This window comes from Nocardioides phosphati (assembly GCF_014646375.1).
In the GTDB taxonomy this organism is placed as follows: domain Bacteria; phylum Actinomycetota; class Actinomycetes; order Propionibacteriales; family Nocardioidaceae; genus Nocardioides; species Nocardioides phosphati.
Genome location: NZ_BMNI01000002.1, coordinates 94964 through 111286 on the forward strand (window position 1 = coordinate 94964; position 16323 = coordinate 111286).

Genomic DNA, 16323 nt, shown 5'->3' on the forward strand with positions numbered 1-16323 from the left:
GTCAGATGACGCCCTTGGTCGAAGGGATGCCGGTCTCGCGCGGGTCGAGCGCGATCGCGTCGCGGAAGGCCCGCGCAAAGGCCTTGAACTGGGTCTCGACCAGGTGGTGCGGGTCGCGACCGGCGAGCACGCGGACGTGCAGCGCGATCTGCGCCTGGAAGGCGATCGTCTCGAAGACGTGGCGGGTCAGCGAGCCGACGTAGCCGTCGTTGCCGATCTGCACGTAGATCTGGCCCTCGGGCTCGCCGGTGCAGACGCAGTAGGGGCGACCGGAGATGTCGACGACGGCCTGGACCAGCGCCTCGTCGAGCGGGACGGTGGCGTCGCCGAAGCGGCGCGTGCCCTTCTTGTCGCCCATCGCCTCGGCCAGCGCCTGGCCGAGCACGATCGCGGTGTCCTCGACGGTGTGGTGGGCGTCGATGTGGGTGTCGCCGACCGTGTGGACGGTCAGGTCGACCAGCGAGTGCCGCGCGAACGAGTTGAGCATGTGGTCGTAGAAGCCCACACCCGTCGAGATCGACGCCTTGCCCGTGCCGTCGAGGTCGACCTCGACGTGGACCTTGGACTCCTTGGTCTCACGGGTGATCGTGGACGTGCGGCTCATGCGAGCTCCTCCATCGTGTGCAGCAGTGCAGTCTTGAAAGCGTTCATCTCGTCGGCCGTGCCGATCGACACGCGCAGCCAGCCGTCGGGCCCGGTCTCCCGGATCAGGACGCCCCGGTCGAGGAGCCCCTGCCAGACCGCGTGCCGGTCCTCGAAGGAGCCGAAGAACGCGTAGTTCGCGTCGCTGTCGGCGACCGTGAAGCCCTGCTCGCGGAGCCAGCCTACGGTTTCGTCGCGCTCCTTGCGGAGCTCGTCGACCTTGCCCAGCAGCTCGTCGGCGTGACGCAGGGCCGCGAGCGCGGTCGCCTGGGTGACCGCCGAGAGGTGGTACGGCAGGCGGACGACGCGGATCGCGTCGAGGATCGCGGGGTCCGCAGCGAGGTAGCCGAGGCGCAGGCCGGCGCCGGCGAACGCCTTCGACATCGTGCGGCTCACGACGAGGTTGCGGTACGCCGGCAGCAGCTCGAGCGCGCTCGGGGTGCCCTCGCGGCGGAACTCGCCGTACGCCTCGTCGACGACCAGCAGGCCGCCGCTCGCCTCCGCCAGCGCCTCGCAGAGCACGCCGACGACCTCGGGCGGCAGGGCGGTGCCCGTCGGGTTGTTGGGGCTGGGCAGCAGCACGACGTGCGGCTTGACCTCGGCGATCAGCTCGCGGGCGTGGTCCAGGTCGAGGGCGAAGTCGGCCTCGCGCTTGCCCTGCACCCAGGTGGTGTGGGTGTCGCGGGCGTACTCCGGATACATCGAGTACGTCGGGGCGAAGCTCAGCGCCGTGCGCCCCGGGCCACCGAAGGCCTGGAGCAGCTGGAGCATGACCTCGTTGGAGCCGTTGGCCGCCCAGATGTTGCGGGCCTCGAGCCCGTGGCCGCCGTCGGTGTTGAGGTACGCCGCGAGGCCCTCGCGCAGCGCGGTGAACTCACGGTCGGGGTAGCGGTTGAGCTCACGCGCGGCCTCACGCACCGCAGCAGCGATGTCGTCCAGGCATGCCTCGGAGGGCCCGTAGGGGTTCTCGTTGACGTTGAGCTGGACGGGCACGTCGAGCTGGGGCGCGCCGTACGGCTCGATGCCGGCCAGCTCGGGCCGGATCGGGGGGAAGCTCATCAGGACTCCTGGAAGCGGACGCGCACCGCGGCAGCGTGACCCGGCAGGTCCTCGGCCTCGGCCAGGTTGACGACGTGGTCGGCGACCTCGGCGAGCGCAGCGCGGCTGTAGTCGATGACGTGCACGGCCTTGAGGAAGGAGCGCACGGACAGGCCGGAGCTGTGACAGGCGCAGCCGGCCGTCGGCAGGACGTGGTTGGAGCCCGCGCAGTAGTCGCCGAGTGAGACCGGCGCGTGGTTGCCGACGAAGATCGCCCCCGCGTTGGTGACGCGGGCGGCCCAGGCAGCGGCGTCCTCGGTCTGGATCTCGAGGTGCTCGGCGGCGTAGGCGTCGACCACGGCCAGCCCCTGCTCGAGGCCGTCGACCAGGACGATCGCGGACTGCTCACCCCCGAGCGCGGTGGTGATGCGCTCCTGGTGCTTGGTCGCGGCGACCTGCGCCTCGAGCTCGGTCTCGACCGCGGCGGCCAGCGCCTCGCTCGGGGTGACGAGCACGGAGGAGGCGAGCGGGTCGTGCTCGGCCTGGGAGATCAGGTCCGCAGCGACGTACGACGCCACGGCGCTGTCGTCGGCCAGGATCGCGATCTCGGTCGGGCCGGCCTCGGAGTCGATGCCGACCTGGCCCTTGAGGAGGCGCTTGGCGGAGACGACGTAGATGTTGCCGGGGCCGGTCACGAGGTCGACCTTGCGGCACTCCCCCGCGCCGTACGCGTACATGGCGATCGCCTGGGCGCCGCCGACCGCGTAGACCTCGTCGATGCCGAGGAGCGCGCAGGCGGCGAGGATCGTCGGGTGCGGCAGGCCGCCGAAGTCCTTCTGCGGCGTGGACGTGAGCGCGATCGACTTCACGCCCGCGACCTGGGCGGGCACGACGTTCATGATCACGCTGGAGACCAGCGGAGCCAGGCCGCCGGGCACGTAGAGGCCCACGCGGTTGACCGGGACGAGGCGGTGGGTGACGGTCGCGCCCGCGCCGAGCTCGGTCGTGACGTCGTGCTCCATCTCCGCCTCGCACGTGATCCGCAGGCGCCGGATCGACTCCTCGAGGCCGGCGCGGACGTCGGGGTCGAGCTGCTCGAGGGCGCGCGTCAGCGCCTCGACGGGCACGCGCACGTCGGTCTGCTCCACGCCGTCGAACTTCCGCGAGTACTCCACGATCGCCTCGACGCCGCGGTCGCGGACGTCCTCGCAGATCGGGCGGACGATCTCGACCGCATGCTCCACGTCGAAGGCAGCGCGCGGCACGGCGCGGCTGTAGTCGGCGAGCGGGTCAGAACCCCGGAGGTCGATGCGGCGGATCATGGGCCAAGTCTAGGGTGTCTCGCATGTCCCGGACGCTGCCGTTGTTCCCGCTGAACACCGTCGTCTTCCCGGGCATGACGGTGCCGCTCCACGTCTTCGAGGAGCGCTACCGCACCCTCGTCGAGGAGCTGCTCGCCGAACCCGACCCCGCGCAGCGGATCTTCGGCACCGTCGCGATCCGCGAGGGCTTCGAGGTCAGCGAGCCGTTCGGCCCCGCCGGCAGCGACCAGACCCACGGCGGCCAGTCGCTCTTCCGCGTCGGCTGCGTGCTCCAGCTGACCGAGGCCGAGCGCAACGACGACGGGACCTTCGAGATCGTCGTCGTCGGCCGCGGCCGGCTCCGGCTCTCCGGCGTGCTCACCCACGCGGCGTACCCGTCGGGCGAGGTGGAGCTCCTCGGCGACGACCACGACGCCGTGACCGCGCCCGAGCTGGTGGAGCGGGCGCGCAGCCTCTTCGAGCGCTACCGGCTCCAGCTCTCGCAGCTGCACGGCGAGGACGTGCTGACCGGCGTGCTGCCGCAGGACCCGGCGTACCTGTCGTGGACGCTGGCGGCGATCACGCTGCTGCCCCTGCCCGACCGGCAGTCGCTGCTCGAGGCCGACGACACCCACCTCCGCCTGGCGATGCTGACCCGCATGCTGCGCGACGAGATGCGGGCGATGGACGTCGTGCCGTCGCTGCCCGCCGTCGACGTCGCCCGCACGGGCTGGTCGCCGAACTAGGCGACCAGCCCGCGCGGCGTGGGTCAGTCGGTGGCGACCTTCGCCAGGACGTGGGCCTCGTCGCCGTCCTTCCACGACGAGACACCGATGCCGCTCAGCGGCGCGACGTTGTCGCGGACGTCCTTCGGCGCGTCGAACTGCTTGAACAGGTCGTCCAGCCAGTCGTGGGCGTCGAAGTCGAGGAAGAAGCTGCCGACGGAGTCGTCGGCGTTGGGCAGCAGCTTCTTGAACGTCGCGGTGTCACCCAGGCCGTGCTCGTCCGCCAGCTTGTCGGCGTACTTCGGGTTCACGCTGATGATCTCGTAGTCACCGCTCTTCTTGCTGACGAGGAAGCCGCGCGGCATCCCCTGCGCACCGAAGGTGTCGCGCAGCTTCTCGACGACCTTCTCGATCTTGTCGGGGTCACCCTTGATCTTGATGCCGACGGGGATCGCGGTCGGGTCCTCCTGCTGCATCGCCTCGTCGTCGAAGGCGGAGTCGACCGAGACGGAGAGCCCCTTGCCGAGCAGGGTCTCGATGTCGTCGAAGTCGAGGCCGGTCTGCTGGGTGAGCATGGCCTCGGCCTGCTCGAGGCTCATGCCCACCTCGTCCTCGAGCGCGTGGCCGACGGACTTCTCGACCCTGGCACGCCAGCCCTCCGGCAGGCCGATGGTGAGCGCGGCGACCGTCGACTTGGGCAGCGAGGAGACGATGTCACCCGAGGTCACGGTCGACCCCTTCGCCTTGCTGGCCACCTCGATCTCGAGGCCGCCGTCGCGGAAGCGACCGACCAGACCGGCGCCGGTGAACTTCTTCGCTTCCTTCATGACCTCGTCCGGGAGCTTCATGCCCGAGTCGGACGTGATGAAGCCGAGCGCACGCTCGTAGCCGAGCGTGGAGCCGTAGCCGGTGACGATGCCCGGGTCGCCGGCCGCGTCGGTCCACGTGGAGAAGGCGTCGTCGTCCGCCAGCGTGCCCTTCTTCGCTGCCTTCACCGCTGCCTCGGCTTTGCCGGCGCCGTCGGCGAGGACGAGCCAGTCACCGTTGAACGCCGAGCTGGTCGTGTCGTCGCCGCCCTGCTCCAGACACTTCACGAGCGACGGGACGGCCTTCGCGGCCTTCGCGTGGTCGGTGGTCTGCAGGACGATGACGGGCGTCGGGCTCTCGCCCTCGCCGGCGTCGAGGGCAGCCAGCGCGACACGGTCCCCGAGCCACGGCTTGACGTCCTTGTCGTAGTCCTCGAGGCCGCCACAGCCCGGACCGTCGCCCTTGAGCTTGTCGAAGACCTGCTTGCGGAGGTCGTCCTTGCCGCCGAGCTTGATCTCGTCGGCGATCGCCGGGAACTTCTTCAGCGTCGAGCGCGCGGCGAGCAGCTGCTCGCCGTTGGGGCTCAGGTCGAGCGAGACGTAGCCGAGCAGGCCCTTCGCCGGAAGGGCCTGGGCCGGCTGGTCGCCCTGGCCGAAGTACGCCTGGTAGCCCCAGACGCCGCCACCCACGGCAGCAACAGCGAGTACGGCGCCACCCGCGGCGAGCGCGAGCCCCTTGCGGCTCTTGGCGGGCTGGGCAGGAAGGTCGGTCATGTCTGTCCTCGAGTCAGTGGAAAGTCACTGGGAGGCTACAGACGATCAGGAACGTTGGGACGCCATTTCGCGCGCGGCGTGCGGGTCGATCGACAGCAGCACGCCGAGGCAGCCGACCACGGCCGCGAAGGGCATCGCGCACCACGCCGGCCCGAAGTCGACCCGGAGCGAGGCGTGGATCGCCGCGCCGTCCTTCGCGTGACGCGCGAGCGCGAGTGCGCTCGCGGGCTCCAGCAGGCGGCCGGCGAGCAGCATCACCGCTCCCCCGGCGACCGCGCCGGCGACGAGGACGAGCACGGCGAGGAGCGGGTCACGGCGCAGTCGCCAGGTGCCGAGGACACCGAGGAGCAGCCCGACCGGCGCCGCGATCGCGACGTACAGCCCGGTGGCGCGGAACTCCTCGTCGGGCATGAAGAACGCGTGGTGCTGGTAGACGACGCCGCTCGGCGCGGGCTTCCACCACAGCCACCAGCCGACGCCGCAGAGCGCGCCGAGCAGCGCGCAGCCGATCACGACCGCCGCAGCGAGCAGCGCGGGCCGCTTCACGTCACTGGGCAAGGCAACCAGGCCCGAGGAGCTGCTTGAGGTCGGCGAAGAGCGCGCCGCTGGGCGTGACCCGGAGCCGGTCGTCGAGGCGCATCACGGTCGTGGCGTTGCGGGCCAGCAGCCGCAGCTGGACCTCGGTCACGCCGGGGTGGGTCCGCAGGACGTCCTTGAGCGACTCCACGACCGGAGCCGTGCAGCGCGTCGACGGCAGCGAGATCACCACGGGGCCGTTGGGTCCGTCGGAGAGGTCGGGGACCGTGACCTCCTGGCCCATGATCTCGGGGGTGTCCTTGCTCCGCGAGAGGCGGCCACGGACGGTGATGATCGCGTCCTCGACGAGGTACGGCGCGGCGAGCTGGTAGCTGCTCGGGAAGAGCAGCACCTCGATCGAGCCCTCGAGGTCCTCCAGCGTCACCATCGCCCACGAGTCGCCGCGCTTGGTGATCTTGCGCTGCACGCTGGTGATCAGGCCGGAGACCGTGACCGATGAGCCGTCGGCCCGCTCCTCGTCGACGATCAGCTGGCCGATGGAGCAGTCGGTGCCCTGCGAGAGGACGTGCTCGAGGCCGTTGAGCGGGTGGTCGGAGACGTAGAGGCCGAGCATCTCCCGCTCGTTGCCGAGCAGGGTCATCTTGTCCCACTCGTCGATGTCGGGGATGGCGACGTTGACGCCGAAGCCGCCGCCCTCGTCGTCGTCACCGAGCCCGGCGAAGAGGGAGTCCTGCCCGATCGCCTCGTTCTTCTTGATGTCGACGTACTGGTCGACGGCGGTCTCGTGGATCGCGACCAGCGCACGCCGCCGGTGGCCCATGCCGTCGAAGGCACCGGCCTTGACCAGCGACTCCACGAGACGCTTGTTGCACGCCGGCGCGGGGACCTTCGAGAGGAAGTCGTTGAAGTCGGTGAACCGGCCCTGCGTCTCGCGCGCCTCGACGATGCCGTCGACGACGTTGGCGCCAACGTTGCGGATGGCGGTGAGGCCGAAGCGGATGTCGTTGCCGACCGCGGTGAAGTTGTGGGAGGACTCGTTGACGTCGGGCGGCAGGACCTGGATCTTCATCCGGCGGCACTCACCGAGGTAGAGCGCCATCTTGTCCTTGTTGTCCTTCACCGACGTCAGCAGCGCGGCCATGTACTCGGTCGGGTAGTTGGCCTTGAGGTAGGCCGTCCAGTACGTGATGACGCCGTACGCCGCGGAGTGCGACTTGTTGAACGCGTAGTCCGCGAAGGGGACGAGGATCTCCCAGAGGATCTTGACGGCGTCCTTGGGATACCCGCGCTCGAGCATGCCGGCCTCGAAGCCCTCGAACTGGGCGTCGAGCTCGGCCTTCTTCTTCTTGCCCATGACGCGGCGCATGTTGTCTGCGGCGCCGAGGGAGTAGCCGGCGAGCACCTGGGCGATCGCCATGACCTGCTCCTGGTAGACGATGAGACCGTAGGTCTCACCGAGCACCTCCTGGAGCGGCTCCTCCAGCGCAGGGTGGATCGGCACGATCGGCTCGCGGCCGTTCTTGCGGTGGGCGTACTTGTTGTGCGAGTCCGCGCCCATCGGGCCCGGACGGTAGAGCGCGGAGACGGCCGTGATGTCGGCGAACTGGTCGGGCTTCATCGACCGCAGCAGCGCCTGCATGCCGCCGGAGTCGAGCTGGAAGACACCCAGGGTGTCGCCCCGGCCCATCAGCTCGTACGTCGCGCGGTCGTCGAAGGGGAGCTCCTCGAGGATCACCTTCTCGCCGCGGTTCATCTCGATGTTCTGGACCGCGTCCTCCAGCGTGTGGAGGTTGGAGAGGCCGAGGAAGTCCATCTTGACCAGGCCGAGCTCCTCGCACTTCGGGTACTCGAACTGCGTGATCACCTGCCCGTCCTGCTTGGGGTCCATCAGCGGGACGATGTCGATCAGCGGCTCGCTGGCCATGATCACGCCGGCCGCGTGGACGCCGGTCTGACGGATCTGGCCCTCGAGGCCGAGCGCGGTCTCGTAGATGGTGCGGACGTCGTGGTCCTGCTCGTAGAGCGCGCGGAACTCGCCGCCCTCGGCGTAGCGCTTGTCCTCGGGGTTGAAGATGTCCTTGAGCTTGACGCCCTTGCCCATGACGTCGGGCGGCAGCGCCTTGGTGATCTTGTCGCCGATCGCGAAGCCGTGGTCGAGGATGCGCGCGGCGTCCTTGATCGCCTGCTTGGCCTTGATCCGGCCGAAGGTGGCGATCTGCGCGACGCGGTCGGCGCCGTACTTCTCCGTGACGTACTGGATGACCTCGCCGCGGCGATGGTCGTCGAAGTCGATGTCGAAGTCGGGCATCGACGGTCGCTCGGGGTTGAGGAACCGCTCGAAGAAGAGGCCGTGCTCCAGCGGGCACAGGTCGGTGATGCGCAGCGCGTACGCCGCGATGGAGCCCGCACCGGAGCCACGGCCGGGGCCGACCCGGATGCCGTTGTCCTTGGACCACTGGATGAAGTCGGCGACCACGAGGAAGTAGCCGCAGTAGCCCTTGCCGGTGATGACCTCGAGCTCGAAGTTGGCGCGGTCGATGACCTCCTGCGTGAGCCGGCCGTCGGGGTAGCGCGACTCGAGGCCCCGGAAGACCTCCTTGCGCAGCCACGACTCCTCGGTCTCGCCCGCGGGGATGTCGGCGCGCGCCATGTAGCCGCCGGTCGACTCGAAGAACTCGACCTCGCACCGCTCGGCGATCAGGAGGGTGTTGTCGCACGCCTCCTTCATGCCGTTGTGGTCGCCCCAGAGCTCGCGCATCTCCTGCGCGGACTTGATGTAGTAACCCTCGCCCTGGAAGGCGAACCGCTTGCCACCCTGCTCGTACGTCGGCTCCGCCATGCGGCTGCCGGACTGCACGCAGAGCAGGGACTCGTGGGCCTTGGCGTCCTCGGGGGCGTTGTAGTGCGAGTCGTTGGTCGCGATCGGCGGGATGCCCAGGTCGCGGCCGAGCTTGATCAGGTCGTCGCGGACCCGCTTCTCGATCGAGATGCCGTGGTCCATCAGCTCGAGGAAGACGTTGTCGCGCCCGAACATGTCCTGGAGCTCGCCGGCCTCGCGGACGGCCTCGTCCCACTGGCCCAGGCGGAGCCGGGTCTGGATCGCACCCGACGGGCAGCCGGTGGAGACGATGATCCCCTTGCTGTGCTCGGCGAGGATCTCCTTGTCCATGCGGGGCTTGTAGAAGTAGCCCTCGAGGCTCGAGCGCGAGCTCAGCCGGAAGAGGTTGTGCATGCCCTCGGTGGACTCGGCCCACATCGTCATGTGGGTGTAGGCGCCACCACCCGAGACGTCGTCGCCGCCCTCCTCGGACGCGTTGCCCTTGCCCCACCGCACGCGGCGGCGCTCGCCGCGCGGCGTGCCCGGAGTGACGTAGGCCTCGATGCCGATGATCGGCTTAACCCCGTACTTCTTCGCCTTGGAGTAGAAGTCGTAGGCGCCGTGCATGTTGCCGTGGTCGGTCATCGCGATCGCGGACATGCCCAGGTCGCTGGTGCGCTGGAAGAGGCCGTCGAGGAGCGATGCGCCGTCGAGCATCGAGTACTCCGTGTGGACGTGCAGGTGCACGAACGAGTCAGCGGAGCCAGAGGACATGGAGGGCACTTTAGTCCGCCCCACCGACAGTTCCGGCACCCGCTCGGCGCGGCTCCCAGACCATCCGTACGTCGGGTGCCCGCTCCTCGTTGTCGGTGCCGTCGGTGTGCTCCACCTCGACGAAGCCGTGGCCTGCGTAGAAGGCACGGGCGGGGGTGTTGGAGGTGAAGACCCAGAGCCCGAAGCCGTCGGGGCGGAGCGTCTTGACGAGGTTGAGCAGGGCGGTGCCGACGCCGACGTGCTGGGCGCCGGGGGCGACGTACAGGTCGTCGAGCCAGGTCTCGGTGAAGCGGGCGTAGCCGACCACGGTCTCCCCCACCTCACCCACCCAGGTCTCGTCGGTCGCCAGGCGTGCCGCGAGGAACGCGGCGACCTCCCGCGGCGTGTGGACCGACGCCGGCATGGGCGCGGCCGCGCGGGCGGTCAGGAAGACGTCGACGAGGTCGGGGACGTCCTCGGGCTCCGCAGGGCGGAGCACCAGCGCATCAGTCTGTGTCACGGATGACGTCGAGCGCGTGCGCCAGGTCGGCGGGGTACGGCGACTCGAACTCGACCCACTCGCCCGAGTCGGGGTGCGTGATGCCGAGCTTGACCGCGTGCAGCCACTGCCGGTCGAGCTTGACCCGCCTGGCCAGGATCGGGTCGCAGCCGTAGAGCGGGTCGCCGACGCAGGGGTGCTTCGTGGCGCTCATGTGCACGCGGATCTGGTGCGTGCGGCCGGTCTCGAGGTGGATCTCGAGCAGGCTGGCGAAGCGGTGGGCCTCGAGCGTGGAGTAGTGCGTGACCGACGGGCGGCCGTCGTTCATGACCGCGAACTTCCAGTCGTGCTTGGGGTGCCGGCCGATCGGGGCGTCGATGGTGCCCTCGCTCGGGTCCGGGTGGCCCTGCACCAGCGCGTGGTAGGTCTTCTCCGGCGTGCGGTCGCGGAACGCCTGCTTGAGCACCGAGTAGGCGTGCTCCGACTTCGCGATCACCATGACGCCCGAGGTGCCGACGTCGAGCCGCTGGACGATGCCCTCGCGCTCCTTCGCACCGCTGGTGGAGATGCGCACGCCGGCCGCGGCGAGGTGGCCCACGATCGTCGGGCCGGTCCAGCCGACGGTGGGGTGCACGACGACGCCGACGGGCTTGTCGACGACGACGATCGCGTCGTCCTCGTGGAGGATCCGGATGCCGTCGTGGAGCTCGGGCTTCACCTCGAGCGGGTCGGCCATCCGCGGGATCGTCACGTCGAGCATGCCGCCCTCGTGGACACGGTCGGACTTCCCGACGTCACGCCCGTCGAGCTGCACGTGGCCCCCGGCGGCGAGCTCGGCCGCGCGGGTGCGGGAGAGGCCGAACATGCGGGCGATGGCGGCGTCGACGCGCTCGCCGGCGAGCCCCTCCGGGATCAGGACGGTGCGCTGGTCCACAGCCGTCACTTCCCGTCGCGCGTGCCGTTGAGGCGCACGCCGCGGAAGGCCTGCACGAGGATCAGCAGGGCGGCCACGTTGATGCACATGTCGGCCACGTTGAAGATCGGCCAGTGCGGGAGCTGGATGAAGTCGACCACGTGCCCCTCGAACGGCCCCGGCTCCCGGAAGACCCGGTCGGTCAGGTTGCCGAGCACGCCCGCGAGCAGCAGTCCGAGCGCGAGCGCCCAGACCCGGTTGGCCACGCGCGCCGAGAGCCACACGACGACGCCGACCGCGACCAGCGCCACGCACGACAGCAGCACGGTGTACGACGTGCCCGTGCCGAACGCCGCACCCGGGTTGCGCGTCAGCCGGAACCCGAGCAGGTCACCGACCAGGTCGACGCGACCACGGTCGGCGAGCTTCTCGACGACGAGCGACTTGGTGCCCAGGTCGACCAGGTAGAGGACGACGGCGGTGGCCACGAACAAGGCCCGCGCGGTGCGCCGGGAGCTGGTGGCGACGGTGGACTCAGACTCGGCGTGCGCTGCTTGCATGATGGAGCGAGTTTCCCACACCCCACCACGCAGCGAGCATCAGCGCCGCTCTTCGCGCTTCTTGCAGTCCATGCAGAGCGTCGCGCGCGGGAAGGCCATGACCCGCATCTTGCCGATCGGCTGCCCGCACGACTCGCACACGCCGTACGTGCCGTCGTCGATGCGGGCGAGGGCGCGCTCGGTCTGGGCGAGCATCTCGCGGGAGTTCGCGACCACGGTGAGCTCGTGGTCGCGCTCGTAGCTCGTCGCGCCCATGTCGGCCTGGTCGTGGCCGGCGCCGTCGCCGGCGTCCTTCATGATGCCGGCGAGCTCGGCCTCCTGCTCCTCGACCTCCTGGCGCAGGCGGGCGGCGTGGTCCTTGAGCTCCTTGACGACCTCGGCCAGCTCGGCCTTCGTCCAGGCCTCCTCGCCTTCCTTGACCGCGAGGTTCTCCGGCTTCACCGGACCGGCCTTCTTGGGAGCGGCCTTCTTGGCCGGCGCAGCGGCCTTCTTCGCGGCCGCCGCCGCCTTCTTCGCGGGAGCCGCGGCCTTCTTGGCAGGAGCAGCCTTCTTGGCGGTGGCCTTCTTGGCGGGAGCCTTCTTCGCGGGAGCGGCCTCGGCGGCCTCCTCCTCGCGCGGCTTGCGGGCGATCACCTTGCGGGCTGCGGAGGCGGCGTTGACGGCGGTGCCGGCGAGGATCTTCGGCGTACTGCGGGGCATGGGGACCTGGCCTCCTGGACCGGCACGGAGAAGGTGACCTGCGCCACCTCGGGTGGCCGAGAGGCTAGCCCCTCCCGGGCACCGGCTCAAACCGCCACTCGGCGCGCCCCGGAAAATGTGCAGATGCAAAAGTCGGCCGGACCCCGAAGGATCCGGCCGACCTCAGTGGCAGAGCGTGGAGAGCCTCAGCCCTCGTCCTCACCCAGGATCGAGCGCAGGCGCTTGGGACCCTGGCCCGCGGCCTCGTCGGGAGCGACCTCAGGGGTGCTCTCGAGCGCCTCGAGCTGCTGGCTGAAGTAGCTCTTGAGGCGCGAGCGGTACTCCCGCTCGAACGAGCGGAGACGCTCGACCTCGGTGCTGAGCTTGGCCTGCTCCTTCTCGAGGTCACCGAAGAGCTGCTTGCGCTTCTCGGCGGTCTCGGAGTCGAGCATCTGCGCGCGGGTCCGGGCGTCGGACTCCATCTTGTCGGCCTTGATCTTGGACTCCGACTCGAGGCGCTCGGCCTTGGTGCGAGCCTCGCCCACGATCTTGTCGGCGTCGTTCTTGGCCTCCTCGACGAGCTCGTCCGCGTTGCGCGTGGCGATCTCGAGCAGGCGGGCGGCGGCGCTGGAAGCGTCGGCGACCGTGACGACCCGGATCTCCTCGGACGGCGCGGCGACCGGGGCCGGAGCGGCGGGGACGGGCGCGACCGGCTCGGGAGCCTTCACCGGCTCGGGAGCCTTGACCGGCTCGGCCGGGACCGGCTGGCCGGACTGCGCGGCAGCGAGCTTCGCGCGCAGGTCGTCGTTCTCCTTGGTGAGACGAGCGAGCTCGGCCTCCACCTCGTCGAGGAACTGGTCGACCTCACCCATGTCGTAGCCCTCACGGAGCCGGACCGGAGTAAAGCGCTTGTTGCTCACGTCCTCAGGCGTCAGCGGCATGCCCTCACCCATTCATATGTCGAAGCGGAAAAGAAACTGTCAGAACAATAGCGCCTGCGACCGAGACGGGAAGTCGCGGTCACAGGCGCGGAGAGCTGGTCAGCTCTGGTTGAAGAAGCCACCTTCGGCGATACGAGCCTTGTCCTCGGCCGCCACGGTCACGTTGGGCGGGGAGAGAAGAAACACCTTGTTGGTGATCCGCTCGATGTTGCCGCGGGTCGCGAAGACCAGGCCGGCGGAGAAGTCGACGAGACGCTTGGCGTCGGAGTCGTCCATCTCGGAGAGGTTCATGATGACCGGCACACCGTCGCGGAAGTTCTCACCGATGGTGCGCGCCTCGTTGTAGGTGCGCGGGTGCAGCGTCGTGATCCGCGACAGCTCGGCAACGGTCTGCTGCGGCGCGGGCGTCGGGCGTCGACGCTCCGTGATGTCCGCGACCGGCGCCGGACGTGGAGCGGCCTGACGAGGTGCGGGCTGGGCCGCACGCGGCGCCGCGGGCGCCTCGTCGTAGTCGTCGTACTCGTCGGCGTACCGGCCCGTGTCCTCGACCAGGCCGAGGTACTCACCGATCTTGCGCATGGTGCTCATGCGTCGTCCTCCGATACTCCTGCGCCGCCATCTGGCGCGTTGTCTGTGACATTACTTGACGTTGACTCGGGAACCGAGGATCGCCGATCCGACGCGCACGTGTGTCGCGCCGGCCGTGACGGCCTCCTCGAGGTCGCCGCTCATCCCTGCGGACAGGACGGTGGCCTCGGGGTGGTCCTGCAGGAAGCCGGCGCGGATCTGCGCCAGCCTCGCGAACGCCGCCGCGGGGTCCTCCCCGAGGGGCGCGACGGCCATCAGGCCGCGCAGCATGAGGTGCTCTGCCGAGGCGACCGCCTCGGCCAGCCCGGCGAGTTCCGCCGGGTCGCAGCCGGCCCGTCCGTCGGCGTCGGGGCGGTCGAGGCTGACCTGGAGCAGGACGTCGACCTGACGGCCCTCCGCTCCCCTGTCGAGCGGCGCGACCAGCTTGAGCCGGTCGACGGACTCCACCACGTCGGCGTACGCCGCGACGGCGGCCGCCTTGTTGGACTGCAGGCCGCCGATGTAGTGCCACCGCAGGTCGAGGTCAGCGCAGGCGGCGGCCTTCTCCTCGGCCTCCTGGTGGCGGTTCTCCCCCACGTCGGTGACACCGAGCTCCGCGAGGAGCCGCACGTCGGAGGCCGGGAAGAACTTCGTGACGACCACGAGCGCGACGTCGCCCTCGGGGCGGCCCGCGGCGGACGTCGCGGCTGCGATGCGCTCGCGGACCTGGGCGAGGTTGGCGGCCAGCTCGTCACGACGGGCGGCGCCGGTCAGCGGGGCACTCATGGGCGCACCCGGACCAGTCCGGCGAGGCGGCCGGCGGCCGCGCCGTCGCGCCGGTGGGAGTAGAGGGAGTCGGACTCCAGCGTGCACGGCCCGAGGAGCTCGACGGTGACACCGGCGCGCTCCAGCTGGGCGCGGACGCCGGCGCCGAGGTCGAGGGCGGGCGTGCCCCAGCTGGTCGTCGAGCGCGTCGACGGCTCGGCGGCGGCCACCTCGTCCTGCATCGCCGGGGGCACCTCGTAGCAGGAGCCGCAGACGTGCGGACCCACCCACGCGGTCACGTCGCGGGCGCCGAGGTCACGCATGCGGGCCACCGTTGCGCCGACGACGTCCTGCTGCACGCCGAGCCGGCCGGCGTGCGCGGCGCCGACGACACCCGCAGCGGGGTCGGCGAGCAGCACGGGCACGCAGTCGGCGACCCGGACGGCGAGCACGACATCGGTGCGGTCGGTCACGATGGCGTCGCAGACCGGCGCCGCGTCGGCGCCGGGGTCGGCCAGCGCCACCTCCGCGCCGTGCACCTGCTGCATGTCACAGAGGGTCGCGCCGTCGGGCGCGAACGCCTCGAGGACGAGGCGCCAGTTGTCGCGGATCGCACCCGGGTCGTCGTCGCTGACGCGCGCGAGGTTGAGCGCGTCGTACGGCGAGGCGCTGACCCCGCCGAGCCGGTCCGTGAAGGCCAGCTCGACGGGGTCGGCGGTCAGGCGATGGGCGAACAAGCGACGGTCACTTGAGGAAGTCCGGGACGTCCAGCTCGTCGTCGTCGAACTGCACCGCCGGCCGGGCCGGCTGTGCAGGCTGCTGCTGGGTGTACTGCGGCTGCTGCTGCACCGGGGCGGGCTGCTGCTGGGCGGGCGCTGCCTGCGGGGCAGGAGCGGCCGGGCGGGACTGCTGGGCGACCTGGCCGACGTTGTTGGTCGGGGCCTGGCGCCCGGCCGGCGCGGGCTCGCGACGCAGGACGGTGCCCTCGTCGCGCTTCTTGGGCTGGCCACCGTCGAAGCCGGCGGCAATGACGGTCACGCGGACCTCGTCGCCGAGGGCGTCGTCGATGATCGTGCCGAAGATGATGTTGGCGTCGGGGTGGACCGCCTGGGCGACCATCGCGGCCGCCTCGTTGATCTCGAAGATGCCGAGGTCGGAGCCGCCGGCGATCGAGAGCAGGACGCCGTGCGCACCCTCGATGCTGGCCTCGAGCAGCGGCGAGGAGACCGCCATCTCGGCCGCGGCGAGCGCGCGGTCGTCGCCGCGCGCCGAGCCGATGCCCATGAGGGCGGAGCCAGCGTTGGACATGACCGCCTTGACGTCGGCGAAGTCGACGTTGATCAGGCCCGGGGTGGTGATCAGGTCGGTGATGCCGGATACACCCTGGAGCAGGACCTGGTCGGCCTGCTTGAAGGCGTCGAGCATCGACACGTTGCGGTCGCTGATCGACAGCAGGCGGTCGTTGGGGATGACGATGAGGGTGTCGACCTCCTCGCGGAGGCGGGCGATGCCGTCCTCGGCGGAGTTGGCGCGACGGCGGCCCTCGAAGGCGAACGGGCGCGTGACGACACCGATGGTCAGCGCGCCGAGCGAGCGCGCGATGCGCGCGACGACCGGAGCACCACCGGTGCCGGTGCCGCCGCCCTCGCCGGCGGTCACGAAGACCATGTCGGCGCCCTTGAGCACCTCCTCGATCTCGTCGCCGTGGTCCTCGGCGGCCTTCTCACCGACGTCGGGATTGGCGCCCGCACCGAGACCGCGCGTGAGCTCACGACCGATGTCGAGCTTCACGTCGGCGTCCGACATGAGCAGCGCCTGGGCGTCGGTGTTGATGGCGATGAACTCGACACCCTTGAGGCCGAAGTCGATCATCCGGTTGACGGCGTTGACGCCACCTCCACCAATGCCGACGACCTTGATGATGGCCAGGTAGTTCTGTGCTGCTGCCATGGCGGCTGTGCCTCTCCCGATGGACGTCTGTGTTGGCAATGCTGGGGAAGTGCGCC

The 16323-nt window shown here is 70.4% G+C and carries 16 protein-coding genes; 1 reads left to right on the top strand and 15 read right to left on the bottom strand.

Annotation, left to right across the window (positions count from 1 at the left end):
* Position 1: 1 nt before the first annotated feature.
* The 3 genes from hisB to hisD are packed head-to-tail and all read right to left on the bottom strand — an operon-like array spanning position 2 to position 3002.
* A complete protein-coding gene (gene hisB, locus IEX47_RS05360) occupies positions 2 to 604 on the bottom strand; it encodes an imidazoleglycerol-phosphate dehydratase HisB (RefSeq protein WP_188782986.1) in 603 nt (200 codons plus the stop codon).
* Positions 601 to 1701 carry a histidinol-phosphate transaminase gene (locus IEX47_RS05365; RefSeq protein WP_188782987.1) on the bottom strand — a complete coding sequence of 367 codons (1101 nt, stop codon included), beginning with the start codon at positions 1699 to 1701 and terminating at the stop codon, positions 601 to 603. Before IEX47_RS05365 ends, hisB begins: the two co-directional genes overlap by 4 nt.
* On the bottom strand, positions 1701 to 3002 hold the full coding sequence (gene hisD, locus IEX47_RS05370; protein ID WP_188782988.1) for a histidinol dehydrogenase: 1302 nt from the start codon (positions 3000 to 3002) through the stop codon (positions 1701 to 1703). The genes IEX47_RS05365 and hisD overlap by 1 nt, the downstream gene beginning before the upstream one ends.
* Before the next feature lie 23 nt (positions 3003 to 3025).
* Here hisD and IEX47_RS05375 point away from each other — a divergent pair, with 23 nt between their 5' ends.
* Positions 3026 to 3727, top strand: a complete 702-nt coding sequence (locus tag IEX47_RS05375; RefSeq protein WP_188782989.1) for an LON peptidase substrate-binding domain-containing protein — start codon at positions 3026 to 3028, stop codon at positions 3725 to 3727.
* Positions 3728 to 3750: 23 nt separating this feature from the next.
* On the opposite strand, the gene IEX47_RS05380 is transcribed toward IEX47_RS05375, so the two are convergent.
* The 12 genes from IEX47_RS05380 to ftsZ all read right to left on the bottom strand — a co-directional run bounded on the left by IEX47_RS05380 (position 3751) and on the right by ftsZ (position 16267).
* Positions 3751 to 5286 carry a DUF3352 domain-containing protein gene (locus IEX47_RS05380; protein WP_188782990.1) on the bottom strand — a complete coding sequence of 512 codons (1536 nt, stop codon included), beginning with the start codon at positions 5284 to 5286 and terminating at the stop codon, positions 3751 to 3753.
* Between the two features lie 45 nt (positions 5287 to 5331).
* The gene (locus tag IEX47_RS05385) at positions 5332 to 5832 is read right to left on the bottom strand and encodes a hypothetical protein (protein ID WP_188782991.1); all 501 of its coding nucleotides are present in this window, start codon (positions 5830 to 5832) and stop codon (positions 5332 to 5334) included.
* 1 nt (position 5833) lies between these two features.
* Complete coding sequence (gene dnaE / locus IEX47_RS05390) at positions 5834 to 9415, bottom strand: DNA polymerase III subunit alpha (protein ID WP_188782992.1); 3582 nt, start codon at positions 9413 to 9415, stop codon at positions 5834 to 5836.
* A 10-nt stretch (positions 9416 to 9425) separates the two neighbouring features.
* The gene (locus IEX47_RS05395; protein ID WP_188782993.1) at positions 9426 to 9914 is read right to left on the bottom strand and encodes a GNAT family N-acetyltransferase; all 489 of its coding nucleotides are present in this window, start codon (positions 9912 to 9914) and stop codon (positions 9426 to 9428) included.
* Positions 9901 to 10827 (bottom strand): RluA family pseudouridine synthase, encoded by a 927-nt coding sequence (locus IEX47_RS05400; protein WP_188782994.1) that lies wholly within the window; start codon positions 10825 to 10827, stop codon positions 9901 to 9903. The genes IEX47_RS05395 and IEX47_RS05400 overlap by 14 nt, the downstream gene beginning before the upstream one ends.
* A 5-nt stretch (positions 10828 to 10832) precedes the next feature.
* Positions 10833 to 11366 (bottom strand): signal peptidase II, encoded by a 534-nt coding sequence (gene lspA, locus IEX47_RS05405; RefSeq protein WP_188782995.1) that lies wholly within the window; start codon positions 11364 to 11366, stop codon positions 10833 to 10835.
* Positions 11367 to 11405: 39 nt separating this feature from the next.
* Positions 11406 to 12065, bottom strand: a complete 660-nt coding sequence (locus IEX47_RS05410; protein ID WP_188782996.1) for a TraR/DksA family transcriptional regulator — start codon at positions 12063 to 12065, stop codon at positions 11406 to 11408.
* 185 nt (positions 12066 to 12250) lie between these two features.
* A complete protein-coding gene (locus IEX47_RS05415) occupies positions 12251 to 12985 on the bottom strand; it encodes a DivIVA domain-containing protein (protein ID WP_188782997.1) in 735 nt (244 codons plus the stop codon).
* Positions 12986 to 13084: 99 nt separating this feature from the next.
* Positions 13085 to 13564, bottom strand: a complete 480-nt coding sequence (locus IEX47_RS05420) for a cell division protein SepF (RefSeq protein WP_373289208.1) — start codon at positions 13562 to 13564, stop codon at positions 13085 to 13087.
* 60 nt (positions 13565 to 13624) lie between these two features.
* Positions 13625 to 14338, bottom strand: coding sequence for a YggS family pyridoxal phosphate-dependent enzyme (locus tag IEX47_RS05425; protein ID WP_188782999.1), 714 nt, complete (start codon positions 14336 to 14338; stop codon positions 13625 to 13627).
* Positions 14335 to 15054 carry a peptidoglycan editing factor PgeF gene (gene pgeF / locus IEX47_RS05430; protein WP_188783000.1) on the bottom strand — a complete coding sequence of 240 codons (720 nt, stop codon included), beginning with the start codon at positions 15052 to 15054 and terminating at the stop codon, positions 14335 to 14337. Before pgeF ends, IEX47_RS05425 begins: the two co-directional genes overlap by 4 nt.
* A 7-nt stretch (positions 15055 to 15061) precedes the next feature.
* On the bottom strand, positions 15062 to 16267 hold the full coding sequence (gene ftsZ, locus IEX47_RS05435; RefSeq protein ID WP_188783001.1) for a cell division protein FtsZ: 1206 nt from the start codon (positions 16265 to 16267) through the stop codon (positions 15062 to 15064).
* Between the last annotated feature and the right edge of the window lie 56 nt (positions 16268 to 16323).